The sequence below is a fragment of the Anaerotruncus rubiinfantis genome (assembly GCF_900078395.1).
Taxonomy (GTDB): domain Bacteria; phylum Bacillota; class Clostridia; order Oscillospirales; family Ruminococcaceae; genus Anaerotruncus; species Anaerotruncus rubiinfantis.
The window spans coordinates 70,588-94,637 of record NZ_FKLA01000007.1; the positions used below are offsets into that span (position 1 = coordinate 70,588).

Sequence of the window (24,050 nt, forward strand, 5' to 3'; positions counted from 1 at the left end):
CGTAAGCAGTATTTGCGGAAAGGAGAATCTTCCGTTATGAAAAAAACATTTGCAGCGCTTCTATGTGCCCTGCTTCTGCTCGTGGGCTGCCAGTCCCAGGCCGGAGTGCCGGATACCTCCGGTTCCCCCGCGCCGCCGGTCTCCGCCGCTTCGTCCGCAGCCGAACCCGCCGCCTCCGGGGCGGCAGAGGATTCGGACCCCGGCCTGCAGGTGCCCGAACCGGCGGCCTCTGTGCCGGAGACTGAAAAGTCGCTCACAGCGACGGACTGCGCGCCGCGTTTTGTGCCGGACGGCTGGCAGGTCTTTGTGGTGCGCCTTGCGGTCTATGACCAAGCGGACCGCAAGGAGATCGGCTATAACGGGCTGGCACTCGCTGTTCCGGCAGGCTGGACGAACGGCTCGGAGCCGGACGAAAACGGTATGACCAGCTCGATCAGCTTTTCGGATGAAAACGGCAGGAAGATGCTCGATATCTTCGGCGGGCGGAATATGGAAGGGGAGGGCTTCCCGGACGAAAAGAACATCAGCGATTCGCCCGAAATGACCCCGCGCACCGACCTTGTGATCGATAGCCGCCCGGCCGCGGCATATATTGGGGAACCGTCCGTGATGGATGGCGGCGGACCGGAAATCCGGGTCACGGTGCCGCGCGTCTACGAGATCCTTTCGGGCGATTACCGGATTGGAATGAATGCCTATCCGGACGAAAACGACCTGGCGGCGCAGAGCGCGGTGCTGGAGCAGATCCTCGCAAGCGCCGCGGTCACGCCCGGAAATTTTGAAAAAACGTGATTTGGGTTTTGAGCATACGAGAGAATGAAAGAGAAAACAGGTGAAAACGGGAGTATCCATTTTGTAAATTAAATTTTTCTGAAAAAAGTGTTGACATGCCGTGCCCGGCAGGTTATAATACAAACTGTCGTCTAATGGAATTAGAACAATACTGAAGAAATTTGGAGGAAACGGTATGTCTACTACAATGCCTAAAGCAGCCGAAATTACCCGCAAGTGGTATATTCTCGACGCTGCTGGAAAACCGCTTGGACGTACGGCGGCCACCGCTGCCAACATCCTGCGCGGCAAACATAAGCCCGACTTCGCCCCGAATGTTGACTGCGGTGATCACGTCATCATCATCAATGTCGAGAAAGCGGTTCTGACCGGCAAAAAGCTCGAGCAGAAAATGTACCGCCATCACAGCGGATGGGTCGGCGGCCTCAAAGAGGTTAAATACAGAATCTTTATGCAGGAATCCCCGGAGAAAGCGATGCTGCTGGCTGTGAAGGGCATGATCCCTGACACCACGATCGGCCGCAAAGCGCTCACCAGATGCCGCGTTTTCAAAGGCGCAGAGCATAACCATGCCGCGCAGAAACCGCAGGCATGGACACTGTAAGGAAGGGGGATAAAAAGAATGTACGAATCGAGACCTTATTTTTACGGCACCGGCAGAAGAAAACAGTCGGTTTCCCGTGTACGGCTGTATCCCGGCACCGGCTCCATCACCATCAATGGCCGTGACATCGACGATTATTTCGGCCTTGAAACCCTGAAACTGGTTGTCCGCCAGCCGCTGAACCTGACCGATACAGTCGGCAAGTTCGATGTCGTCTGCACCGTTACCGGCGGTGGCGTTTCCGGCCAGGCAGGCGCGATCCGCCATGGCATTTCCCGTGCGCTGCTCCAGTCGAGCGATGAGATGCGCCCCATCCTGAAGAAGGCCGGGTTCCTTACCCGTGATCCTCGTATGAAAGAGCGTAAGAAGTACGGACTCAAAGCGGCCCGCCGCGCTCCGCAGTTCTCCAAGCGCTGATTTCAGTATATTGCTTGCCAAAGGGCCTCCCGTTTTTCGGGAGGCCCTTTTTCGTCTTCGCGTTTTCTTGTCGGCCGTGTTTTGCAAATATGCCTCGCAAATGAATGTTAGAGCAGGAAAAATTGTAGTAAAATTTTTGTGAATATTTACCGCAAGCCCGACTTTGGACTGTAGAAAATTTGTCCAGATTTGTCACAAAACATTTTAAAAAAACAGATAAAGCGCCATTTGGGCGAAGATATTGCACAACCGGAATTTGACAAAACTGTGGATATTGAATATAATGGCAACTGCTCTGCTATACTAAGCACAGGGTGATTTTTCCAACATCAATTGCGCAAATCCAACTGACAGAGTACACCCTATGTAGGTCTCCGCGGGCTTGCCTGCGGATGGAAAAGCGAGAAGGAGTAACTATGATAAACCTATGGAACAAAGTCCGCGCGCTGGGCAGATTTATGCGCAGCCGGGCCTTTGCGGTAAGCATGTTGTCGGTGGTGCTGGCCTTTGTGGTATTCCAGATCACCACCCGTACCAACGTTGTTTACTACATGGATCAGGATCAGCGTACGATCACTTTTACCATGGAAGATCAGCCGGAAAAAATTCTGCAGCAATTTGGGAGCGGAATGCTTTCGTCAAAGGACATCAATTTTTCCGGGATATCCGGACACTTTGCACAGATCAATGCGGACCACCTGCTGGAAGCCAGCATCACCGTTGACGGTGCGACCACCCTTTATCAGGTCAAACGTGGTACGACCGTGGGGGAACTTCTTTATCAGCAGGGCATCACCTACGACGGCAATGACCTGCTCAGCCCCGCGTCCGACAAACCGCTGGAACAAGGAGATAAAATCCAGCTGCAGCGGGTGGAATATGAGCGGTATACGGTGGACAAACCGATTCCCTATAAGACGGTGCATAAAAACACCTCTCTGCTGCGCGTGGGCGCGACCCGGACCATCCAGCCGGGCATCGATGGGATCAACACCCAAACCTATGTGCGGCGCACAGTAGATGGGGTGAAAGAGGACGTGCAGCTGCTTGGTGAGCATGTGACCAGACAGCCGGTGACTGAAACCATTTTAATCGGATCGGTGGCAGCGGTCTCACCCCTGGATTTCGATTTGGATGTGGATGAACATGGAAAGCCGATGGAATATGCCCGGCTGCTGACCGAACAGATCGCTACCGGCTATAGCGCCCGCCCGGGCGCAAAGACTGCCAGCGGACGCTATGCGGTTCCGGGGCATGTGGCGGTGGACCCACGGGAAATCCCGTACGGTTCCAAACTCTATATCGTTTCGCGTGACAACAGCTTCATCTACGGCTGTGCGATCGCGGCCGATACCGGGACAGGCTTGATGCAGGGGATCGTGGATGTGGACCTGTTCTACGACACCTATGCGGAAAGCGCGCTCAACGGGCGCAAAATTCTGGATATCTATGTTTTGGAATGATTTTTTCCGGCCGCGTCAAAAATATGGCGCGGCCGGAAAAAATATAAAATAATACTTGACTTCGCTTGGTAAATATAGTATTATAGTAGGGCTGACGAAAGCTCCGTAAGGGCAGGCTGGACAGGCTTGTTATGAAGCGGAAGCGCTCTCGTCGGATGCCGTTCATAGATGCGCGTGTAGCTCAGCTGGATAGAGTGACTGGCTACGAACCAGTAGGTCAGGGGTTCGAGTCCCTTCACGCGCGCCAATTGTTTGGCGGACCGCCCACACCTTTTTGGTGTGGGCGGTCTTTTTGTATTTGCAGAGTGTGCAAAGCTGAAGCCATGTGGATTCCATTCATAAACGGGTGCAAAGCGGGAGGGGAAAACCTACCGGATCGTGGCTCGTTTCCAATTTTACATACAATTAATTGGCTGGGATGATGGACTCCACAGATGCAGCTCACAATGAAAAGTGCTCTGGAGAGGACGTTTCCGGACAAGGACATCTCTGACAAACCTGATTTTATATTTGTTAAGGCCTGCTCTATTGCAATTCTGTACAAAAGGATTTCGGAATCTTTGTAAAGTCGATGGAATTTCCTCGAATGGTATTGACATGCCTTTTGGGGGATGCTATCATCAAGTTAATAAAAATTGCATGCAAAAATCCATTATTTATCGTAAGAAACGTTAAATTTAAGAAAATTTTGCAAATTTTGTATACAACGGGGTGTACTTGTGAAATCTGGTGATCAATTAATCGTAACTTCGATCGTCGAAGTACTACGCAAAAAAATTATTAGCGGGGAACTCCCGCCGGGCAAAAAAATGCGGGAGGTGGAACTGTCAGCCGAATTTTGCGTCAGCCGTACCCCCATCCGGGAAGCATTCCGTGTCCTGCAGTCCGAAGGACTGCTCACATATATTCCGCGCTGCGGGGTGATGGTAGCCGACGGGCTCGATGATCTGAAAGTATTTGAGATGATCCAGGTGTGGGGGCTTCTCTCTACCGAAGCGTCCTTTCTGGCTGCCATGAACGCCACCGATTCGGAGAAGGCGGAACTTTTGCGCATCCAGGACATCATGGAGCGGGATCCTTTTGAGCCAAACAAGATGGGGAATCTGGATCATCGGCTGCATGGCGCCATTGCGAAAATCAGCCGGAACTCCGCACTTTACGATTATGTCTGCGATATCCAGAGCCATCTGGGAAGCCTGGCTTTCGCGACCCAATTCAATGAACGCAGGTATGTAAATTCAGTGATGGAACACAAGAACATGGTAGATGCCATTGTCAACGGCCATGCCGAACTAGCGCGCGCCTACACCCAGATCCATTTCCAGCTGTCCGCGGCTTTCCACCGTGGCAACGTCCAAGAGTTCAATCAACGCCTTTCCGGGAAAAAAGGCCCGTGAGATACTTTGAAATCACAGTAAAAAAGAGGCTGCTGCGGACTGGTCCTCCGCAACAGCCAGATGGTTAATTACACTTGGGGAAGCGTAGCTTAACCGTTTTCCAGTTTACGCTGTTTCCTGATTTCTGTCAATTGTTTTTTCTAATTGGCACGGGAAATGGGTACGAACAGGAAGCTTTGGTTGCTGCTGGTTTGCAGAGGATCTTTCCGGCCTTTTTCATAAATGTCCATATACAATTATGAAGGAGGTCTCACAAATGGCAAAGAAAGTATACGATCTGACACAGGAACTCTACATGGGTATGCCTATCTGGCCGGGACATGTGCGTACCGTGGTCTGGACCCACGATACCCATGAAGGCACCTTAAAGGAGCCGGGTGGGTATTCCTGGGAATCCCGCGGCATCATGGTCAGTGATCACGGCGGCACCCATGTGGATGCGGTCACCCATATGACTGACGATCCAGCCGCACCGTCGATTGAACAGATCCCGCTCGACAAGTTCTACGGGACGGCGGTCTGCCTGGATGTCTCCGAAACCGACCGCGATGGCTTCATCACACCTGAAATCCTCGACAGGGCGGAAGAGAAACTCAGAGCCGCAGGGCAGGAGATCCGGCCGGACGACATTGTTCTGCTCTTCACCGGCGCCTGGGCCTATCATCATGACGACAAGGACTTTTTAACCCGTTACGCCGGACTCGATGGCCCAGGAACCGAATGGCTGGTCAATAAGAAGGTCAAGAATTTCGGTATCGACGCCCCCAGCACCGACAATCCCAAAGCACCGTGGTTCCCTTCGCATCTTGTAACCAAGGAACATTGGCTGATCCACATCGAATACCTGGCGGATCTGCGCCCGGTTGTCAATAAACGTTTCATGTTCTACGGCTTCCCGCTCAAAGTCAGAGGCGGCACAGGGTCCCCGATCCGTGCGGTCGCTGAAGTGGATGAATAACCGATACGATTCGTGTAACCGCCACAGGTCACTTTGAGAAGGAGGGTAAAGCATGGAAAATATCCGTCGGAAATTACTCAAAAATGCGCTCGTCATGACCCTGAACGAAAAGGACGAGATTCTCGAAAATGGTGATCTTTTGATCGAAGACGACTTGATCAGTGAAGTCGGCCGTGGGCTGAATCCACAGCCGGGCGACCAGGTCATCGACTGTACCGGCAAACTGGTGATGCCAGGCCTTGTCAACGCACATCTGCACTCACAGGAAAACTTATTCAAGGGCTATCTGGACAATCTGCCGCTCGAAATATGGATGCTCTACACCTATCCGCCGCTTGCGTATGGGCCGATTTCCCATCGGCTGATCTATCTGCGCACGATGCTAGGTGCGATTGGCATGCTCAAAAGCGGGGTCACCTCGGTACAGGACGACTTCCATGAGATTCCGTTCGCAACGCTGGAAGGGGAGAGCGCCGCCATTCAGGCGTATGTTGACGCAGGGCTGCGCGCGAACGTTTCTATGACCGAGACGACAAAACACCTGTGCGATATGATCCCCTATCTGCGGGAGATCTTCCCCAAGGAGGTACAGGACAGCATTCCCAACTCGCGCGGTTCGGACGAAATTTACCATACCCAGGAGGAGATCATCCAGGCATGGAACGGCAAGGAAGACGTGAAGATTGTCGTTTCTACCGGCGCGCCGCAGCGGTGCGATATCGCGCATCTGCAGCGGATGTTCAGACTGGCGGAACAGTACGATCTGCCGTACCATATCCACATCTGCGAAACCCGTGCGCAACGGGTCACCGGGCATGAATTTTATGGATCCACCATCGCGCAGTTCGCCGAATCTGTTGGGATTCTCGCACCGCGCACAACCATCGCTCACAACATCTGGGTGGATGAAAAGGATCTGGAAGTCTATGCCCGCACCGGCATCAACGCGGTGCATAATACGGTGAGCAACCTGAAGCTCTGCAGCGGCGTCATGCCGATCATCAAGCTGCGGGAAGCCGGGGTCAACGTCTGTCTCGGCACCGACGGCATGAGCAGCAACGACAGCTACAATATTTTCGAGGTGATCAAGACCACCGCGTTGCTGCATAAGGTCACCCAGCCGGATTTCACAAAAGCCCCCACCAGCGGGGAGGTCCTTCAGATGGCCACCAAAAATGCGGCCCGCAGCCTGATGCGCTCGGACGAGATCGGATCGCTCGAGGAGGGCAAAAAGGCCGACCTGCTGATTTTGGACCTCACGACCGATGCGTTCGGGCCGCTGACTACCCCGGAGAATCTCAAAAACCATCTGGTCTACTGCGAAAACGGCACTTCAATTGAAAAATCCATCATCCGCGGAAAAATTGTCATCGACGGCCACAAGATCGTTTCCATCGACGAAAAAGCGTTGCTTGCGGAACTGCGGAGTCTGATGCCCGCTTTCTGGGAGGACTACAAAAAGACCAAAGCGGCCTCCGACAAGCTGGTTTCGTACCTTCGGGAAATGTATTGGAAGTGCATCAACCATCCCGATCCGATGTGGCGATTTACTGCGCCAAAGTCCGAGTATCTCTGAAGGGGTGGTTATCCGTCTGAGGCACCCGAACGATGGGAGGGACTATGATGAAAATATTGGTGATCAATCCAAATATTGTCCTGCCGATGACCCGCGATATCGAGGCGACTGCCCGTACAGCAGCCGGCCCTGGCGTGCAGGTCGACGCGGTCAGCCCGCGGATCGGGCCGTCGGCCATCGAATGCTACCTGGAATTCAACTATGCGTCGATCGGTGTGGTTGACACAATTGCCAGAACGGAAAAAGAGGGCGGCGCGGACGCCTATATCACCGCCTGTTTCTGTGACCCCGGACTCGAAGCGGGCCGGGAGATCACCGAAAAGCCAGTGGTCGGCATCTGTGAAGCGGCCGTGACCTACGCGCGGATGCTCGCCCCCAATTTTTCCATTGTTACCGTGCTGGATGCAACCAGGAGGCTTAACGAATTTCGGATGGTCTCCTACCACGCGGAAAAGCTCTGCAAATCAATCCGCCCGACCCATGTGGGCGTTTTGGAATTTCGAGAGAACCCGCAGTGCGGGCTCGACGCGCTTTTTGAGCAGAGCCGACTTGCGGTGGAGGAGGACGGCGCTCGATGCATCCTGCTGGGATGTGCGGGTTTTGCGGCGGCCGCCCGTGAATTCACCGAAAAACTCGGCGTACCGGTGCTTGACGGGGTGACCCTGGCGGTACGGTTGGCGGAGAGCCTGGTACAGACTGGGCATAAAAATGTAGCAACGCTGAGCCGCGCGTACCTCGAGACAAAAACCATGAAGGGCTTCGACATAACCTTTTAAGATGGAGGAGGGACAACATGATTAATTTTGATATGCCCGAGAAATGCGACCTCATCAACGACGATACGAAACCGGTCAATTATGCCAAACGCCAGGTCGGCATGATCTCGCTGATCACCCTGTGGGTCGGCATGGAAGTGAACCTCGGCGCAATGATGATCGCCGGGCAGCTCTATCCGACCCTTTCGGTGGGGCAGGTCTATGTCATCATCGTGCTGGGCATGCTGACCATCGGTGTGATTCTGGGCTGTGTACAGGATATGGGGCTCAAGTACGGCATTCCCTTCATAGTGGCGATCAAGGCCTCCTTTGGATACCGCGGGGCTGCTATCGTGGGCTTCTTTGAATGTATCCCACTGGTCTTTTGGCTGGGTATTAACACCTGGGCCGGCGGCGAGGCGCTTTCAGAAATTTCCCGGATGCTCTTTGGCGTGTCGAATACGCTTATCGGTGTGCTGGTATTTATGGCCATCCAGATGTATCTTTGCTTTTATGGTATCAAGTTACTCAAATACTGTAGCTGGGTCGCCACACCAATTCTGCTTGTGATGTGCGGTTACGCTTACTATTCGCTCGTACAGCAGTCAGGCATGAGCTTTGGACAGATTCTCACGCAGGGCGGCACCGCGTTCACCTTTTCCAATTTTCCGATCTTTGCGGCGGCCTTTGTCGCGTATGTGGGCGCTTGGGTGGGCGTCATGGAAAAGATGCAGGACGTCACCCGCGACGTCTATACCAGCGACGCGGTCTCAAAAAGTTGGTGGAAGTCGAATTTTAAATATGTGATTGCACAGATCATCGGCCTTCTGCCGACAGGTATGTTGGTCAACGGCCTGGGCGTCATCTCGAACGCCACCACTGGAAATTGGAATCCGATCATCATGTTCAGCAATGTTTTTGGCGCGAAATCCACCGCCTTGGCGGTGGCGGCACAGATATTCATCGTTTTTGCGCTGCTCTCCACCAATCCGGTCGCGAATATGTATGGACCGGCTATCACCATCTCCAATTTCTCTAAGAAGCGGCTCAGTATCCGGCAAGCGGCGTTCATTTTCGGCATCATTGCCATCCTGATCCAGCCGTGGAGCCTCATCAACTATCTGAATAACATCATCACCTATTTCGGCAGCTTTATGGGTCCGATCTTTGCCATTTCGGTGGTCGACTATTTCATCATCCGTCACCGCGAGTATACGCTTGAGGACCTCTACTGGTCGAAAGGCAAATACCGTTATGACAAGGGATTCAGCCTCGCGGCCATCTATTCCATGCTCATCGGCTTTGGTGTGGGCTGTATTCTCAGCAGCTTCATGTATTTTGCCAGTATCCTTGGGGCGGGTATCGCCTACTATTTCCTGATGACCAAATGGTATCTGAAGAAGCATCCGGAAGTGGCCGACCTGCCGTTACCTTCCGTCGTTTGATCAGATCCGCACCGGCAAATGGGCGGCCTGCAAAATGATCCGTTTTGCAGGCCGCCCAAAGAAGGAGAAGAAGTTATGTATCATATGAATGAAGGCGGAGGGTGTTCTTCTATGGTTGCGCTGCCGGAAGCCACGGCGGACGGCAGCACTATCTTTGGCAAGAACAGTGACCGTCCTTTAAACGAATCACAGCCGTTCTGCTTTTATCCCGCGCGGGATTATCCAGAGAGGGCGCAGGTGGAATGCACCTATATCCGCATCCCGCAGGCCTCCCACACCTATGCCTGCTTCGGCTCGCGCCCCTACGCAATCTTCGGGTTTGAAATCGGGGTCAACGAGCGGGGCGTTGTCATTGGAAACGAAGCGGTCTATGGCAGGGAGATCCCCGAGCGGCGCTGGGGACTTTTGGGAATGGATATCCTGCGGCTGGCACTCGAGCGTGCCGACAACGCGGCGAACGCCGTGACAGTGATGGGGGAACTGCTGGAAACCTATGGAACCGGCGGTAATCCGGCGACGCGCGACCAACGCTTCAACGGCAACTATATCATCGCGGATGCGAAGGATGCCTACCGCTTTGAATCGATGCAGCGCTGCTGGGTGGCAAAAAAGATCGAACACGTTGGCTATCTCTCGAACTGCTATTCCATCCGGGATGACTACGACCGCATTGGGCGGGATACGCTGCGAACGGCTGCTGAAAAAGGCTGGACGCTGCCCGGGGAACGCATCGACGCGGCCAACTGCTTCACCCGCAGCGATCTTGTTTTTGCCGATGTAAAAAGCTTTCTGCGCTTTCCGCGCCTGCGGTACCTGATGGAGGGCCGGGAGCCCTTTACCCCCAAGATGATGATGAAAAATCTGCGTGACCACTATGAGGGCACCCCACAGGAAAGTCTCTTCTATGGGCGCGCCGCGGCCAAGGTGCCGGGCGTCTGTGGACATTCAGGCGGGCTCAGCGGCAGTACCTCGGCGGCAAGCGCGGTTGTGGTGATCCGGGCGGATGCGCCGGAACCGCTGCGTTTTACCTACTGGAACAGCATGTCTCCGCCCTGCTGTTCGGTGTTCCGACCGTTTTATAATATCCACTGGTTGCCGGAGGATCTCCAGCACGCGCACGCGCTGTTCGATGAGCGTGACCAGTGGTGGGTATTTATTGCGCTGGAGCGCTACATCGCGCTCAATTATGACCGGTTCGCACCTGTGGTACAGGAACGCTTTCAGGCGTTGGAGGACGATTTTCTGCAGGAAGCGGCTTCCCTGGAGAAGTTCTTCGACGGAAACGTCGAACCGCTGCGCGCCTTTTCGCTGCATGCCTCCTGCCAGAGCGTGCAGCTTGCCAAGGACTGCCTGAATGAAATCAAATCCAAGCTGAAGACGACCGATATCGACCGCCTGCTGCTTGACTATTTCCAATTGTCGGCCGAGGGGTGCGGGATGCCTTACGACCAGCGGGTAATCCGTTAGAAGGGGGCTTTTGCAGTGGCCTGCCTTTCGGCGACAGGGCTTCCAAACAGAACAAGGCCCTCCGCAGGAAACTGCGGAGGGCCGTTTTTATCACATGATAAACAATACAAAATCAGCCGCCAGCTGGTCCGGTGGTCTTGCGCACGATGAGCTGGGGATCATAGATCACACACTCATTCGCGCTGGACGGCGCGGAGATTTTCTTATGCAGAAGCTCGGCGGCACGCCTGCCCATCTCGCCCGACTTCTGACGCATGGTGGTGAGGTCGATGCCTGCCACAGCGGAAAATGGGATATCATCAAAGCCGATAATCGACATCGTTTCCGGGATAGAAACCTGACGTTTGCGGCATTCGTCCAGAAAACCGATCGCCATCAGATCATTGCAGCAGATGAGCGCATGCGGCAGCTGGTCGAGCCGCGGCAGATAAGCCTGGGCGGATCGGCGACCGCATTCCATCGTCAGATCTCCGGGAATGAGATAATCGTCCCGATAAGGAAGATTATAATTTTTGAGCGCCTGCCGGTAAGCATCGTAGCGGGCAATCATGGCGGGGGAATCTGCCGGACCCATCAGGAAAGCGATATGCCGGTGGCCGAGCTCGATGAGATGACGCGCTGCGGTATAGCCGGCCTGGAAGTTATCCTGGATAACGACGTTGCCGTCGAAATCGTTGAGATGACGGTTGAGCAGCAGCACCATTGGGCAGGAGAACAGACGGACCGCTTCCTTTGCCTGTTCAGGGTCGGCGGGCGGCATCATAAGGACCCCGCCGAAACTCGATGGCACATCGGTTTTTGCCAGCTCCTGCAATTCCTGCAGGGTGCCCTTGAACGGCATTGCGACGGGGATATACCCATTTTCAAGCAGGGCCTCCTGCGCATGATAGATGATATCCGCGTAGAAAGGATTGCGCACATCGCGGATAAAAATTGCGACAATATTTGAAGAACGGGCCCTTCTGTTTTCATAGGAGGAACCGCTCGGCGCATAACCGAGAGATCGGGCAATTTCTAGAATTTTTGCCCGTTTTTCCTGTCCAACTCCAGCTGTTCCATTCAACACGCGGGACACTGTGGCGGGGGAAACCCCAGCCAATTCGGCAATATCCCGGGCGGTATATTTTTCCACACGACCACCCCTATTTGGTATTATTATAAGCAATCCGTCGCAATTGCGCAAGCGGTTTGGAATGTTTTCTATTTATTGGATGAAAACAAGTTGATTTTCCTGCAATATTTCATAGGCCGCTTGCCAGATGCGGTGAAATCCACTAAAATAAGAGACGTTCAGATTTTGACAGGCTTATTGTAGGCTTTTAAAGATTGTGAGGGATTCTGATGCAGAAGATCAGATGGTATGTACTGGTGTCCGGACGCGTACAAGATGTTGGATTTCGTTTTTTTTCGCGCTGTCTGGCGCTGTTGGGCGGATTGACGGGTTGGGTGCGAAACCGGCCGGACGGCAGGGTCGAATTGGAAATCCAGGGGCCGCAGGACCGTGTGAATACATTCCTTCGCCGGATGAAAAAAGGAACCCGGCGCGTCCAAGTGGAAACGGTGGAGACTGAACCGCGGGAAACTCTCCCAAATGAAAAGCATTTCATAGTCCGGTACGACGATATCTGAATCCGTGTGAAAAAGGAGATCCCCTGTATGGATGTACCATACGGGGGATCTCCTTATTTTTGTTTCCGATCCGCAGGAAGGACGCCGGTAGTCCGGCGCACAATCAGCTGGGAATCCAGGATTACATATTCATTGCCGCTTTCGGGGTGGCTGATCTTTTTATGCAGCAATTCCACCGCCTGGAAGCCCATTTCGGCGGTGGACTGGCGCATTGTGGTCAGTGCGATCCGCTCGAGCGAGGCGCTGGGGATGTCGTTAAAACCGATGACCGAAATTTCCTCTGGAATTTTGATGCCGTTATGTTCGCATTCGTCCAGAAAACCGATGGCCATCAGATCATTGCAGCAGATGAGTGCGGTCGGCAACTCACCTTTGGCGATGCAGGCAAGCGCAGTCTTTCGACCGCGTTCCAGCGTAAAATCCCCTGGATATACCATATCTTCCCGGAAGGGGATATTGTAGTACCCGAGTGCCTGCCGGTATCCCTGCAGGCGCGCGGCGCTTACCGCGGAGCGCTCCGGCCCGGTCAGGAAGGCGATCTTGGTGTGGCCGTACTCGATGAGGTGGCGGGTTGCGGTGTAACCCGATTGGAAGTCGTCCAGGATGACCACGCTGCAGCTCATCTCGCTGCCGACCGAATAGTTGAGCAGAAGCACCGTCGGGATGGTCAGGGACTTGAGCGAGTCGAGAAATTCGGGCGGTTCGTCGACAGATATGAGGATGAGTCCGCTCAGTCTCTGTGGGAGGCATGGGGTGCTGGAGCGGGCCTGCGGTTTCTGAAAATTGGAAAAAGGGAACAGGACGGGGAGATACCCGTATCGTTTCAGCCGTTTCTCCATATGATAAGCAATTTCCGCATAGAAAGGATTGCGCAGATCTCCGCCGATCACGATGCCGATTATCGAACCGCAGTCTCCGGTGGCGCGGTTCATTGCGATTTTGGGCGCATATCCAAGCGATTTTGCAACAGAAAGGATTTTTCGGCGGCTTTCGCCGCGCACGCCCGGGAAATTGTTCAGCGCGCGGGAAACGGTCGCCGGCGATACGCCGGCGATCTGGGCAATATCCTGAATGGTGTGTTTTTGCATTGAAACTCCCCCTCTGTACTGATTATAGCGCTTTCTCACCTTTGTTTCAATGAGTTTTTATGAATGCCTAATAAAAATGTGAAAAAATTTCAAAAATAATTTTTTATAAAAGAAATTTTAGTCGCAATTTGTTTATGCAAATTTGCTAAGATTTCTAAAAAAACTTTTTAAACTGTGGTTATTGCATAATTATAATATAAAAATTTTTACATTAATATTTAATTTGATTATTTAAAAAGTATTGAAATTACTAAACACAGGTAGTATGATTCAATTACAAGAGAAATATTTCTAAATATATTTCGTTTATCAGAGAAATGGATTACGAAACAATATGAAACAAATCAGAAAAACAAGGAAAGAAGGAGCCAGCATGAAAATTGGAGTTGTCGGGGCTGGGATGATGGGCTGCGGAATTGCGGAGACCGCTGCGCAGGCCGGCTTCACGGTAATCAATGTGGACACCTTTTCGTCCGCCTTGGAAAATGCGCAAAAATGTGTGCAAAAGGATATGGAAAAGCTGGTCGCCAAAGGCAAACACACCCGCGGGGAAGCCGACGCGGTGATCGCGCGAATTGCCTATGGCACAGATATGCGGATGCTGGCTGATTGCGATGCGGTGATCGAGGCCGTCCCGGAAAATCTGGAGCTCAAAGCGTCGATCTTCGCGCAGCTTGACGCGATTGTAAAGCCGGAGGCATTTCTGGCGAGCAACACCTCCGCCATCGCCATTTCGGCGCTCAGCGCCAAAATGACAAATCCGGCGCGCTGCGTGGGTATGCACTTTTTCTGTCCGGCGCCGGTCATGAAGCTGGTGGAGATCGTGGACGGCCTCTATACCGCGCCGGAGACCACCGGGCGCGCCGTCGAACTCGCAAAGGCGCTTGGCAAGACGCCCGCCAAAGCACCGGAGATGCCGGGCTTCCTGGTAAACCGAATGCTTGTTCCAATGCAAAACGAAGCCGCTTTCCTTGTCATGGAGGGGGCCGATCCGAAGGATGTTGACACGGCGATGAAGCTTGGCGCGAATTTTCCGATGGGTCCGCTGGAGCTCACCGATTTTGTCGGTGTGGACATCATGTACAACACGATGCTCACCCTTTATGAAAGCTTCCACGACAGCAAATACCGCCCCTGTCCGCTGCTTGCGAACATGATCGCGGCGGGAAGGCTCGGGCGCAAATCCGGCCGTGGATTTTATGAGTATGGATGACGGAACCTGGGCTGGAAAGGCCTGAAAATATAATCATCAAGGAATAAGGAGAGAAAACTGTATGGCAAAAAAGATTATCGGCGCGGGCAAATGGAAAGCAAAAGTCCTTTTCTGCGGGGATCATTCCACCTATAAGGCGAACCTCACGATCGAACACGATCCGGACCTCTATATCAAGCTGCCGTATCTCGCCTTCCTGCTCACAGACGGCGAGATGAACGTCCTCATCGACAACGGCATGAACGACCGCTTCATCATCGACGGCAAAGCCTGGGCGAACTGCCCGTGCAATTCCGGCGCGCAGTATTTCCTCGATTCGCTTGCGAAAGAGGGCCTCAAGCCGGACGACATCGACCTGATCCTCTACACCCACCTGCACAACGATCATGCCGGCAACTGTAATTTTTTCCCCAAGACCAAATCGATCGCGCAGTATGACGAGTGGCAGAACCTGCTTGATCCGAACTTTTCGGAACGCCGCAGAAGAGACTATGACCTGGATGTCATCCCCTACCTGCACAACAACCCGAACTTCTATAAGATTGACGGCGACGCGGAGATTCTCGAAGGAATCAAGCTGATCAAAACCCCGGGACACACCCGCGGCAGCCAGTGCATCGTGGCCAACACCGTGAACGGCGTGCGTATCTTTGTGGGCGACCAGTTCCATATGGGATGCAGCTTTTATCCGTGGCTTGAGGAGATGCCGGATGTCGACGGCGTGTCGCATAAGATCACGGCGGAACACGAATGGCCGACCATCCCCTCCAGCCTGATTTACGACTATCCGTCCTATTATAAGAGTGTGGAAAAGGTCCGTGCGTATGTCCCGGACATCACCGACACCCAGTATGTCATGTGCGGGCATGACCCCGCCCTGCTTTTCAGAGAGATTTAAGCTCCTTTCTGTCCCCTCCGGCGTTCCGGAAGGCCGTCCGCCGGAGGGCCCCTGGTTTTAAAGGGTTCCATCCCATTCGGTTTCCCTGCCGAAAAATCCAGCAGCTGGTCGTCGTGACGAAATCGAAACGGCGGTTCGATGCGAAAGAAAGGAGATATGCAGATTGATCCGGAAGTTCGACGCTTTTATGAATAAGCTGGCGTCCTGGTCCAGCTTCATTGGGGCAATCTGGATTTTTATTATTATGATATTCATCTGTGTCGATGTCAGCGGGAGGCTGTTTTTGCACCGCCCGATCATCGGCACGCCGGAAATTGTCCAGAATTCGCTGGCCGCCATCGCTTTCCTGATGCTGCCCTGGGCGACCCATCTCGGACAGCATGTCCGCTCCACCATGATCAAGGATAAACTCCCGGAAAGGGGCGGCTATATCATAGAGATCTTCGCTTTCCTGATAGGCGCGCTCCTGTTTGCCTTCATCGTCTATGCGAGCTGGGAACCAATGGTTTTCGCAACGCAGATCAAGGACTTCCAGGGCGAAGGCCTGCGTGTCCCAATTTATCCCGTCTGGTGGGTGATCGTTTTCGGCGCGGTGCAGAGCTGCTATCAGTGTATTTCCAAAATCGTCCGCGCGGTGCTCCTGTTCAAAGGGAAGAAAGGCGTGGAGGACCTCAATGAGGAAGGAGGCATCCAGATATGAGCGCAATCACGGTTGCAGTCCTTTCGATCTTCGCGCTGCTGGTATTGGTTCTTTCGGGTGTGCATATCGGCTTTTCGCTGGCTGCTATGAGCTTTGTCGGCATCTGGATGATGACGGCGAACCATGTCACCGCGTTTTCCATTCTGGCGACCACCTCGTTTGAGGCGATCCGCGACTATTCCTTCGCGGTCATCCCCTTGTTTGTCCTGATGGGCTGCTTTATGAGCCGGTCGGGCGTGGCGCGGGATTTATTCGATGCGGCGAACTATTTTCTCAAGAAGCTGCCAGGCGGCATGGGCATCGCCACGGTTATTTCGAACGCGGTCTTTGCGGCCGTGACCGGCGTGAGCGTCGCGTCCGCTGCGGTTTTCAGCCGCATCTGTTTGCCGGAGATGGACCGCTTCCACTATAAGAAAAATTTTGCGCTGGGCGCGGTGGCGGGAAGCTCGGTGCTCGGGATGCTCATCCCGCCGAGCCTTCTGATGATCGTCTACGGCATGCTCAGTGAGACCTCGATCGGAAAATTGTTCGTGGCGGGCGTCGTACCGGGGCTGGTGCTCGCGGGAATCTACTGTATCGGTATCATCATCATGGTCACCCGCCGCCCGGAGCTTGCTGGACAGCGGCGCAACGAACATGGTAAAATCATGCCGGTGAAGGTCGATTCGGACAAGAATGAAAGCTTCCTGAAGGTCTTTTTCCGCGCACTGCCAATCTTTGGCGTGGTGGTGCTGGTGCTCGGCGGCATCTGGGGCGGGCTTTTCACCCCGACCGAAGCGAGCGCGGTAGGCGCGCTGGCTTGCTGCATCCTGAGCATCTGCAAGGGGATGCGGCTGCAGGAACTCAAAAGCGTTCTGCTCGAATCGGTCGGCACGACCGCTTCGATCCTATTTTTGCTCATCACCGCGCAGATGTATTCCCGGATGCTGGCGGTGAGCGGCATCACCGTCCTTTTGGGCAATGCCATCGTAAATTCCGGCCTCACTTCCGGGTGGGTGCTGCTGATTGTCTGCCTTGTGCTGATCGCGCTGGGCTGCGTGCTCGATTCCACCTCGATTTTGCTGCTCACCGTGCCGCTGATCCTGCCGATCGCGGACGCGTTTGGATGGGACCGCATCTGGCTCGGGATCGTGATGATTATCGTGGTCGAGATGGGGCTTCTGACCCCTCCGTTCGGCATGGTGGTATTCTCGATGAAGGCGACGGTCGACGACGACAGCGTTTCGGTCGAGAGCATTTTCCGCGGGGCAATGCCGTTTTTATTCATGATGGTGATTGCGGTGCTGCTCGTCATCTTTTTCCCATCGCTTGCCACCTGGCTTCCCAGCCTGCAATAGAAGCCTGTACGTTCTGAGACCGGCCTGACGGCGGGTTTGCCGCAGGCCAACATGAAATGGAGGAGCAAAATGAAAGGCATCAAGAATATCGTCAGCATCCTGTTGGTTATCTGCATCGCAATGGGCCTGCTTGCCGGATGCGGCGGCAGCGCCGCTCCAAGCGCGGCGGCTCCGGCATCCTCCGCAACAGCCTCCGGCGCTGCTTCCGCGCCCGCGGCTCCGGCATCCTCCGCAACAGCCTCCGGCGCTGCTTCCGCGCCCGCGGCGCCCTCGGCCGACCGGCAGAAGATCACTTTAAAGATCGGCGGCGGCCATCCGTCAAACACAATGGCCTATACCGCGGTCTGTCAGGATTTTTTCCAGTCGGAAATTTCCCGGCGCTGCGCGGAGGAAACCAACTACGACATCGAATGGATCGAAGCCTACGGCGGGACCATCGCGAAGCTCGCGGAATGCCTGACCGCCTGCCAGCAGGGCCTGCTCGATGTCATGTGCAGTTCCTACTCCTTTGACAACAAGAAGCTGTTCCTGATGAACATGCCATATTATATCCCGTTCTCCTCTCCGGACCCGGTGACCGTAACCCAGGCCGCCCGCAAAACGGTCGACCAGTTCCCGGAAATCTATGAAAATCTTTGGAGCACCTACAACCAGAAATTTCTGGCGTTCGGCCCGACCGGCCGCTACGAGCTCATCACCAACTTCCCGGTCAATTCCCTCAGCGACCTGAGTGGGCATAAAATCGCGGCGGCGGGCGCGAACCTGCCGTGGCTGGACGCGGGCAACTCGATCCCAGTGCAGTCGAACCTCAACGAGGCGTATACCTCGATCCAGACCGGCGTTTATGAAGGCTGGGTCATGTGGCCGGATTCCTCCTATCGCTACAAGCTGCACGAGGTTGCGCCATATTACACCTTTGTGGGCTTTGGCGCAATGCCGATTCAGGGTATCTCGATCAACCTGGATGTTTGGAACAAGCTTGACCCGTCGGTTCAGAAGATCTTTACAGAAGTAGCCGCCGAGTATGAGGTCAAGTCCGCGGAAACCGCGAAACAGTGGGATGAAGAGGCAACCGAGGAAATGAAAGCCGCTGGCGTTACGGTCACCGACCTGCCCGCGGCGGATGTCGAAAAATGGATTGAAAGCCTGCCCAACATCCCGCAGGAAAAGGCGGATGAAGCGACCCAGATGGGTTATCCGGGCGTGGAGATCTTCAACGCCTATATCGCCGCGCAGAAGGAACTGGGCTATACCTACCCGCGCGAGTGGGTTATCGAGTAATCCCGCAGTGAATTGGGCGGTCTGGAAGCGGGCAAACACCCGCTTCCAGATCGTTTCGCCGCATCTGTAAGGATGCGGATAAATGCGAATAAAGGAGGCGGCGCAATGAGCGTCTATGGAACCAGCGAAACAATTTTCAGCGTCAGGGGGAGGAAAGCGCTTGTGACCGGCGGCACCAAGGGGCTGGGCAGGGAGATGGTGACCTGCCTTTTGGAAAATGGGTGTGATGTGTTTGCCGTGAGCCGGCACGTGGACGGGAACGATGATTTGAAGGCGCTTGCAGAGGAAAACGGCTGCAAGATCCATTTTTACGCATGCGATGTGACCGTGACCGAAAAGGTTGTGGAAATGGCAGCAAAGGCCGTCCAAACCATGGGACGGATCGATATTCTCATCAATTCAGCCGGAATCAACATCATCAAATTCCTCACTGAAATGGATGACGAATCCTGGGACAAAGTCCTCAATCTCAACCTGCGCTCGGTCTTTATCGTCACCCGCGAGGTGGCCAAGGTGATGAAAGCGCAGAAATACGGCAGGATCATCAACCTCTCCTCAATGAAAAGTGTCTTTGGGACCTCTGAGCAGGGATATACCGCCTACTGTGCGTCCAAGGGCGCCATCAATATGCTTACCAAGCAGATCGCCTGCGAATTGGCGGCGGACAACATCACCGTCAACGCGATCGCCCCCACCTTTATCCGCACTGCCATCAACGCGCACCAGCTTGACAATCCGGATTTCCGAAAAGCGCTTGAAGCGCGCATCCCGGTCGGCAGGGTGGGGCAGTTTAAGGATTTGATGGGACTGCTTTTGCTGTTCGCATCCGACGCGTCCGAATTTATCACCGGGCAGACGGTGCTGCTCGACGGCGGGATTGCAGCCAGGCAGTAGGAAGGGGATTTGAGATGAAAAAGATGAAACAGATCGTGCACACCTGGATGTTCGGGGATTCCCCGCTCGAAGAGAATACCGCCAGCCTTGCGCGCGTTGGCGCGGATGGCGCGGATCTGAGCATCACCTATGAAGGCAGGCACACCACCGAACAAGCGCTCCGAAAGCTGGATATCCAGCGGATCATGGCGGACAGCGGCCTTAAAGTGATGGCGGTGACCCCGCTGTATATGCATCCGGATCTGGAGCTCTGTCATCCGGATGAAAGAGTCCGGCAGATTGCGATTGATTTTTCCAAAGCGGGCGCGGACATCGCCGCGCAGGCGGGCTGCGACCGTATGCTCATTTCCCCGAGCTGGATCTCGGTGCGCCATCAATATTACCGCTGCTATGAGGACGACTGGAAGCAGGCGGTGGATTCGCTGCGCATAATCGCGGAATACGCGGGAAAGCAGGGCGTTTCGCTGATGATCGAACCGATCAACCGCTATCGGGTCAGCCTGGTACATACGGTGGAGGAGGGCCTGCGGATGATGCGCGAGGTGGATATGCCCAAGGTTGGTCTGGTGCCGGATATTTTCCATATGAACATGGAGGAGCCGCTCCCGCTCGCGCAGACCCTGAGAGAAGCGAATGGGCATCTGCTCTGTCTGCATATCGGGGACAACAACCGGAAAACTCCGGGCGGCGGCTACCTCGACTGGAAGCCCATCCTCCAGGCAATTTCCGATATGGACATGGAGATTCCACTCTCCCATGAGCCGGTATTTCTCTATTTCAGCGAGCAGAAGGTTGCGCAGGACCAGTCCTGCCGCAAATTCTTCGAGGATCACCTCGCAAACGGAATCCGTCATCTGAACGCCGTTATGGAGGCGTAAAAATTCCGCTTCAGCTTCAAGGAGGGGAGCCGTATGGCCTCGTGGGGAAAAAACTGGCCCGAAGAGATGGAAAAAGACCTTGCCGCGCGGGAAATTGGCGGCAGGCAGGTTGTCACCTTCCCGGGCCTGCCGCCGAGCATCTATCATGCGCTGTCCGCGTCCGCCGCGCGGAATCCGGACAAAACCGCGCTTGTGGACAACTGGGGCAGACCGTACTCCTATGCCATGCTGCTCCGCTTGACCAACCAGTTTGCGGGGCTGCTGCACCACAACTTTGGCGTTCGTAAGGGCGACCATATCGGGCTGATGCTCTATAATTCGGTGGAATTTTGTATCAGCTTCCTGGCGCTTTGCAAAATCGGGGCGGTCACCGTGCCGCTGCCGAGCAAATATAAGCAGCCCGAAGTGCTTTCCCTGGCGGAAAAGGCGGACGTCTGCGGCGTCATCTGTGACGCGGACTTCTACAACTGGTTTTTGCCATGCCTGGAGCAGGGGGTCTGGCTCATAAAATCCACGGAAGGCGCCCGGGGTTATGGATTCGCCTCTCTGTTCCCGGAGGAAGCCGCCTCGGTCAAAGCTGCCGGGGAACCTGCCGACCCGGTCATCCTGATGTTCACCTCCGGCACAACCTCCCGTAGCAAGGGCGCGCTTTTGCGCAACTATAATCTTATGCATGCAGTGGAAGCCTACCGCCGGACATTGAGGATCAGCGAAGAGGACCGGACGATGATCTCGGTCCCGATTTACCATATCACCGGTATGTCGGCGCTTTTAAGCCTGTTTCTTTATGTGGGCGGCACCATCTATCTGCAAAAAAAGGTGGACGGCCCCCGGATGCTCGCCTGTATCCGGGAAAATGAGATCACCTTTCTGCATGTTTCGCCCACCGTGCTTTACCTGCTGCTCGACTGTCAGGAACGTTTTCCGCATATCCCCAGTCTGCGCAAGATCGCCTGCGGCAGCAGCAACACGCCGCCGGAAATTATCCGCCGGTACCATTCCTGGATGCCGCTCATGGAGTTTCACACCGTTTACGGGCTCACCGAAACCACCTCGCCCGCCAGCGTCTTTCCCTATGACGCGGCGCTCAGCCCCCACATCGGTTCGGATGGTTGGCCGATCCCCGGGCTTGAATGCATCATCGTGGATGAGAATGGGCAAGAGCTGCAGCAGGGGGCGGTGGGAGAGGTTGCGCTCAGAGGCGCCGTGATCCTGGAAAGCTATTATCACATGGAAAGCGGCGCGTTTTTGCCGGGCGGCTGGTTTCGTACCGGCGACCTTGGGTATTTCGACCCGCAGGGCTACCTGTTTATCGTCGACCGCAAAAAGGATATGATCAACCGCGGCGGCGAAAAGATCTGCAGCTTCGATGTGGAAAATGAACTGTATGCGCTGCCGGGCGTGGCGGAAGCCGCCGTAGTGGGCGTCCCGGACGAAAAATACGGGGAAATTCCGGCCGCCGCCGTGCGGCTGCAAAAGGGCGCGGAACTTACGGAAGCGGAAATTCGCGCGGCACTGGCAAAACGGCTGGCGAAATACCAGATCCCGCAGCGTTTCCTGTTCTTATCCGAGATTCCCAAAACCCCGAACACAAAGACGGACAAAAAGGCCATCCGCCTCCTGTTCACCGAACTCCCTAAGCAATTGACGGAGGATTATATATGTTAAAAACGACTTTTATCACCGCACAGCAGGCGGCCGGCATGATCCCGGATGAAAAGACGGTCTGCACCATCGGCATGACGCTGGTCAGCGCGAGCGAAAGCATCCTCAAGGCGCTGGAAACCCGTTTTTTGACGTCCGGCCATCCTGCAAACCTGACTTTGCTGCATTCCTGCGGGCAGAGCGACCGCGACCGGGGCATCCAGCATTTCGCGCACGAGGGGTTTATCAAGCGGATCATCGGTTCCCACTGGGGGCTGCAGCCGCGCTGGATGGATATGATCGCGCAGAACAAGGTGGAGGCCTACTGCCTGCCGCAGGGACAGATCGCGCAGCTCTACCGTTCGATGGCATGTGGCCTTCCTGGCAAGCTCTCGAAGGTCGGGCTCGGCACCTTTATTGACCCGCGCCTCGAGGGCGGCAAGATGAACGACCGTACCAAACCTCTGCCGGACATCGTGGACGTGGTGGAGCTCAAGGGCGAGGAATATATGCTCTATAACGCCGTCCCGCTCGACTACTGTATCATTCGCGGCACCGTCTGCGACGAGATGGGCAACCTCACCACCGACGACGAAGCGATGAAGCTGGAGGTGCTTCCGGCGGTGCTGGCGACAAAGCGGTTCGGCGGCAAGGTGATCGCGCAGGTGCGCGAGGTCGCCCAGACCGGCACCCTCAACCCCAAGAACGTCACGGTGCCCGGTGTGTTTATCGACGCGGTCGTCGTCTGCGAGAATCCCTTCGAGGACCACCGGCAGACCTCCTCCTGGTACTTTGATCCCTCCTACTGCGGCAAACTGCGCACCCCACGGGGCAGCATGGAGCCGGTGCCGTTTAACGAGCGCAAATTTATCGCGCGCCGCGCCACGATGGAGATCTGCCGCGGCAACGTCATCAACCTCGGCACCGGAATCCCCAACGACATGGTCGGCAAGGTCTGCAACGAGGAAGGGGTGGCGGACGACATCATGATCACCGTTGAGTCGGGCATTTACGGCGGTGTGCAGGCCGGCGGGATCGACTTCGGCATCGGCAAAAACCTCTATGCGATGATCGCCCACCACGAGCAGTTCGATTACTATAACGGGGCGGGCGTGGACGTGACCTTCATGGGCGCGGGCGAGCTCGACCAATGCGGGAATGTCAACGCTACCAAGATGGGGCCGCGCTGTACCGGCGCCGGAGGCTTCATCGACATCACCCAGAACGCGAAGAAAGTGGTTTTCTGCGCGACCTTCACCGCTTCCGGCGCGAAATATGACTTTTCCGGCGGGAAGCTGCGGATTTTGCAGGAGGGCAAAGTGCGCAAGATGGTGAAGCGGGTGGCGCAGATCTCCTTCAACGGAAAGATCGCGCGCGAGAAGGGCCAGAAGGTGGTCTTTGTCACCGAACGGTGTGTCTTCGAGCTGGTGCCAAACGGCGTGCTGCTCACTGAGATTGCGCCCGGCATCGATCTGCAAAAGGACATCCTGGCCAATATGGATTTCCAGCCGATCATCAGCAAAAATCTCAAAACCATGGAAGCTTCCCTTTTTAACCGGGACGGCCTTTTCGGCCTGCGCGAAATGATGCTTGGGAAAGCTTAGAAAGATAGGA

Annotated in this window: 22 protein-coding genes and 1 tRNA gene; 21 read left to right on the forward strand and 2 right to left on the reverse strand. The window is 54.9% G+C overall.

Features of this window, described 5'->3' with window-relative positions; translation table 11 throughout:
• Positions 1 to 36 precede the first annotated feature (36 nt).
• The 11 genes from BN4275_RS01250 to BN4275_RS01300 all read left to right on the forward strand — a co-directional run bounded on the left by BN4275_RS01250 (position 37) and on the right by BN4275_RS01300 (position 10,874).
• Positions 37 to 792: a hypothetical protein gene (locus BN4275_RS01250; protein WP_066452808.1), complete on the forward strand. Its 756-nt coding sequence runs from the start codon at positions 37 to 39 to the stop codon at positions 790 to 792.
• Positions 793 to 967: 175 nt separating this feature from the next.
• Positions 968 to 1,396 (forward strand): 50S ribosomal protein L13, encoded by a 429-nt coding sequence (rplM, locus tag BN4275_RS01255; RefSeq protein WP_066452812.1) that lies wholly within the window; start codon positions 968 to 970, stop codon positions 1,394 to 1,396.
• Between the two features lie 18 nt (positions 1,397 to 1,414).
• Positions 1,415 to 1,813, forward strand: a complete 399-nt coding sequence (gene rpsI, locus BN4275_RS01260; RefSeq protein WP_066452814.1) for a 30S ribosomal protein S9 — start codon at positions 1,415 to 1,417, stop codon at positions 1,811 to 1,813.
• A gap of 416 nt (positions 1,814 to 2,229) precedes the next feature.
• Positions 2,230 to 3,276, forward strand: a complete 1,047-nt coding sequence (locus BN4275_RS01265) for a resuscitation-promoting factor (RefSeq protein WP_066452816.1) — start codon at positions 2,230 to 2,232, stop codon at positions 3,274 to 3,276.
• 170 nt (positions 3,277 to 3,446) lie between these two features.
• Positions 3,447 to 3,523: transfer RNA gene (locus BN4275_RS01270), tRNA-Arg, on the forward strand.
• A gap of 472 nt (positions 3,524 to 3,995) precedes the next feature.
• Complete coding sequence (locus tag BN4275_RS01275; protein ID WP_079987981.1) at positions 3,996 to 4,673, forward strand: GntR family transcriptional regulator; 678 nt, start codon at positions 3,996 to 3,998, stop codon at positions 4,671 to 4,673.
• 256 nt (positions 4,674 to 4,929) lie between these two features.
• On the forward strand, positions 4,930 to 5,631 hold the full coding sequence (locus tag BN4275_RS01280) for a cyclase family protein (RefSeq protein ID WP_066452819.1): 702 nt from the start codon (positions 4,930 to 4,932) through the stop codon (positions 5,629 to 5,631).
• A gap of 52 nt (positions 5,632 to 5,683) precedes the next feature.
• Positions 5,684 to 7,207 carry an amidohydrolase family protein gene (locus BN4275_RS01285; RefSeq protein ID WP_066452820.1) on the forward strand — a complete coding sequence of 508 codons (1,524 nt, stop codon included), beginning with the start codon at positions 5,684 to 5,686 and terminating at the stop codon, positions 7,205 to 7,207.
• 47 nt (positions 7,208 to 7,254) lie between these two features.
• Complete coding sequence (locus BN4275_RS01290) at positions 7,255 to 7,983, forward strand: aspartate/glutamate racemase family protein (protein WP_066452821.1); 729 nt, start codon at positions 7,255 to 7,257, stop codon at positions 7,981 to 7,983.
• Positions 7,984 to 8,000: 17 nt separating this feature from the next.
• Entirely contained in the window at positions 8,001 to 9,407 is a 1,407-nt protein-coding gene (locus tag BN4275_RS01295; RefSeq protein WP_066452823.1) for a cytosine permease, read from the forward strand.
• A 75-nt stretch (positions 9,408 to 9,482) separates the two neighbouring features.
• Positions 9,483 to 10,874, forward strand: a complete 1,392-nt coding sequence (locus BN4275_RS01300; protein WP_066452825.1) for a carcinine hydrolase/isopenicillin-N N-acyltransferase family protein — start codon at positions 9,483 to 9,485, stop codon at positions 10,872 to 10,874.
• Between the two features lie 112 nt (positions 10,875 to 10,986).
• Here BN4275_RS01300 and BN4275_RS01305 read toward each other — a convergent pair whose 3' ends face one another.
• Complete coding sequence (locus BN4275_RS01305) at positions 10,987 to 12,006, reverse strand: LacI family DNA-binding transcriptional regulator (protein ID WP_147349428.1); 1,020 nt, start codon at positions 12,004 to 12,006, stop codon at positions 10,987 to 10,989.
• A 209-nt stretch (positions 12,007 to 12,215) separates the two neighbouring features.
• Between BN4275_RS01305 and BN4275_RS01310 the strand changes: the two genes are divergently transcribed.
• On the forward strand, positions 12,216 to 12,503 hold the full coding sequence (locus tag BN4275_RS01310; protein ID WP_066452826.1) for an acylphosphatase: 288 nt from the start codon (positions 12,216 to 12,218) through the stop codon (positions 12,501 to 12,503).
• Between the two features lie 53 nt (positions 12,504 to 12,556).
• Here the strand turns inward: BN4275_RS01310 and BN4275_RS01315 are convergent, their stop codons facing one another.
• The gene (locus BN4275_RS01315) at positions 12,557 to 13,591 is read right to left on the reverse strand and encodes a LacI family DNA-binding transcriptional regulator (RefSeq protein WP_066452827.1); all 1,035 of its coding nucleotides are present in this window, start codon (positions 13,589 to 13,591) and stop codon (positions 12,557 to 12,559) included.
• A 373-nt stretch (positions 13,592 to 13,964) separates the two neighbouring features.
• On the opposite strand from BN4275_RS01315, the gene BN4275_RS01320 reads away from it, so the two are divergent.
• The 9 genes from BN4275_RS01320 to BN4275_RS01360 all read left to right on the forward strand — a co-directional run bounded on the left by BN4275_RS01320 (position 13,965) and on the right by BN4275_RS01360 (position 24,040).
• On the forward strand, positions 13,965 to 14,804 hold the full coding sequence (locus tag BN4275_RS01320; RefSeq protein WP_066452828.1) for a 3-hydroxyacyl-CoA dehydrogenase family protein: 840 nt from the start codon (positions 13,965 to 13,967) through the stop codon (positions 14,802 to 14,804).
• 61 nt (positions 14,805 to 14,865) lie between these two features.
• The gene (locus BN4275_RS01325) at positions 14,866 to 15,702 is read left to right on the forward strand and encodes an N-acyl homoserine lactonase family protein (protein WP_066452830.1); all 837 of its coding nucleotides are present in this window, start codon (positions 14,866 to 14,868) and stop codon (positions 15,700 to 15,702) included.
• Positions 15,703 to 15,865: 163 nt separating this feature from the next.
• Positions 15,866 to 16,402, forward strand: a complete 537-nt coding sequence (locus BN4275_RS01330; RefSeq protein WP_066452832.1) for a TRAP transporter small permease subunit — start codon at positions 15,866 to 15,868, stop codon at positions 16,400 to 16,402.
• Complete coding sequence (locus BN4275_RS01335; protein WP_066452833.1) at positions 16,399 to 17,739, forward strand: TRAP transporter large permease; 1,341 nt, start codon at positions 16,399 to 16,401, stop codon at positions 17,737 to 17,739. The genes BN4275_RS01330 and BN4275_RS01335 overlap by 4 nt, the downstream gene beginning before the upstream one ends.
• A gap of 69 nt (positions 17,740 to 17,808) precedes the next feature.
• Entirely contained in the window at positions 17,809 to 19,020 is a 1,212-nt protein-coding gene (locus BN4275_RS01340) for a C4-dicarboxylate TRAP transporter substrate-binding protein (RefSeq protein WP_154018784.1), read from the forward strand.
• A gap of 105 nt (positions 19,021 to 19,125) precedes the next feature.
• The gene (locus BN4275_RS01345) at positions 19,126 to 19,914 is read left to right on the forward strand and encodes an SDR family NAD(P)-dependent oxidoreductase (RefSeq protein WP_066452835.1); all 789 of its coding nucleotides are present in this window, start codon (positions 19,126 to 19,128) and stop codon (positions 19,912 to 19,914) included.
• A gap of 14 nt (positions 19,915 to 19,928) precedes the next feature.
• Positions 19,929 to 20,792, forward strand: coding sequence for a sugar phosphate isomerase/epimerase family protein (locus BN4275_RS01350; protein ID WP_066452838.1), 864 nt, complete (start codon positions 19,929 to 19,931; stop codon positions 20,790 to 20,792).
• Positions 20,793 to 20,825: 33 nt separating this feature from the next.
• Positions 20,826 to 22,460 carry a class I adenylate-forming enzyme family protein gene (locus BN4275_RS01355; RefSeq protein ID WP_066452840.1) on the forward strand — a complete coding sequence of 545 codons (1,635 nt, stop codon included), beginning with the start codon at positions 20,826 to 20,828 and terminating at the stop codon, positions 22,458 to 22,460.
• Positions 22,454 to 24,040, forward strand: coding sequence for an acyl CoA:acetate/3-ketoacid CoA transferase (locus BN4275_RS01360; RefSeq protein ID WP_066452842.1), 1,587 nt, complete (start codon positions 22,454 to 22,456; stop codon positions 24,038 to 24,040). The genes BN4275_RS01355 and BN4275_RS01360 overlap by 7 nt, the downstream gene beginning before the upstream one ends.
• Positions 24,041 to 24,050: the final 10 nt, after the last annotated feature.

Bases quoted from the DNA above. Each gene is read 5' to 3' on its own strand.
- BN4275_RS01250 (WP_066452808.1), top strand. From the start codon at position 37: ATGAAAAAAACATTTGCAGCGCTTCTATGTGCCCTGCTTCTGCTCGTG.
- rplM (WP_066452812.1), top strand. From the start codon at position 968: ATGTCTACTACAATGCCTAAAGCAGCCGAAATTACCCGCAAGTGGTAT.
- rpsI (WP_066452814.1), top strand. From the start codon at position 1,415: ATGTACGAATCGAGACCTTATTTTTACGGCACCGGCAGAAGAAAACAG.
- BN4275_RS01265 (WP_066452816.1), top strand. From the start codon at position 2,230: ATGATAAACCTATGGAACAAAGTCCGCGCGCTGGGCAGATTTATGCGC.
- BN4275_RS01280 (WP_066452819.1), top strand. From the start codon at position 4,930: ATGGCAAAGAAAGTATACGATCTGACACAGGAACTCTACATGGGTATG.
- BN4275_RS01285 (WP_066452820.1), top strand. From the start codon at position 5,684: ATGGAAAATATCCGTCGGAAATTACTCAAAAATGCGCTCGTCATGACC.
- BN4275_RS01290 (WP_066452821.1), top strand. From the start codon at position 7,255: ATGAAAATATTGGTGATCAATCCAAATATTGTCCTGCCGATGACCCGC.
- BN4275_RS01295 (WP_066452823.1), top strand. From the start codon at position 8,001: ATGATTAATTTTGATATGCCCGAGAAATGCGACCTCATCAACGACGAT.
- BN4275_RS01300 (WP_066452825.1), top strand. From the start codon at position 9,483: ATGTATCATATGAATGAAGGCGGAGGGTGTTCTTCTATGGTTGCGCTG.
- BN4275_RS01310 (WP_066452826.1), top strand. From the start codon at position 12,216: ATGCAGAAGATCAGATGGTATGTACTGGTGTCCGGACGCGTACAAGAT.
- BN4275_RS01315 (WP_066452827.1), bottom strand. From the start codon at position 13,591: ATGCAAAAACACACCATTCAGGATATTGCCCAGATCGCCGGCGTATCG.
- BN4275_RS01320 (WP_066452828.1), top strand. From the start codon at position 13,965: ATGAAAATTGGAGTTGTCGGGGCTGGGATGATGGGCTGCGGAATTGCG.
- BN4275_RS01325 (WP_066452830.1), top strand. From the start codon at position 14,866: ATGGCAAAAAAGATTATCGGCGCGGGCAAATGGAAAGCAAAAGTCCTT.
- BN4275_RS01335 (WP_066452833.1), top strand. From the start codon at position 16,399: ATGAGCGCAATCACGGTTGCAGTCCTTTCGATCTTCGCGCTGCTGGTA.
- BN4275_RS01340 (WP_154018784.1), top strand. From the start codon at position 17,809: ATGAAAGGCATCAAGAATATCGTCAGCATCCTGTTGGTTATCTGCATC.
- BN4275_RS01345 (WP_066452835.1), top strand. From the start codon at position 19,126: ATGAGCGTCTATGGAACCAGCGAAACAATTTTCAGCGTCAGGGGGAGG.
- BN4275_RS01350 (WP_066452838.1), top strand. From the start codon at position 19,929: ATGAAAAAGATGAAACAGATCGTGCACACCTGGATGTTCGGGGATTCC.
- BN4275_RS01355 (WP_066452840.1), top strand. From the start codon at position 20,826: ATGGCCTCGTGGGGAAAAAACTGGCCCGAAGAGATGGAAAAAGACCTT.
- BN4275_RS01360 (WP_066452842.1), top strand. From the start codon at position 22,454: ATGTTAAAAACGACTTTTATCACCGCACAGCAGGCGGCCGGCATGATC.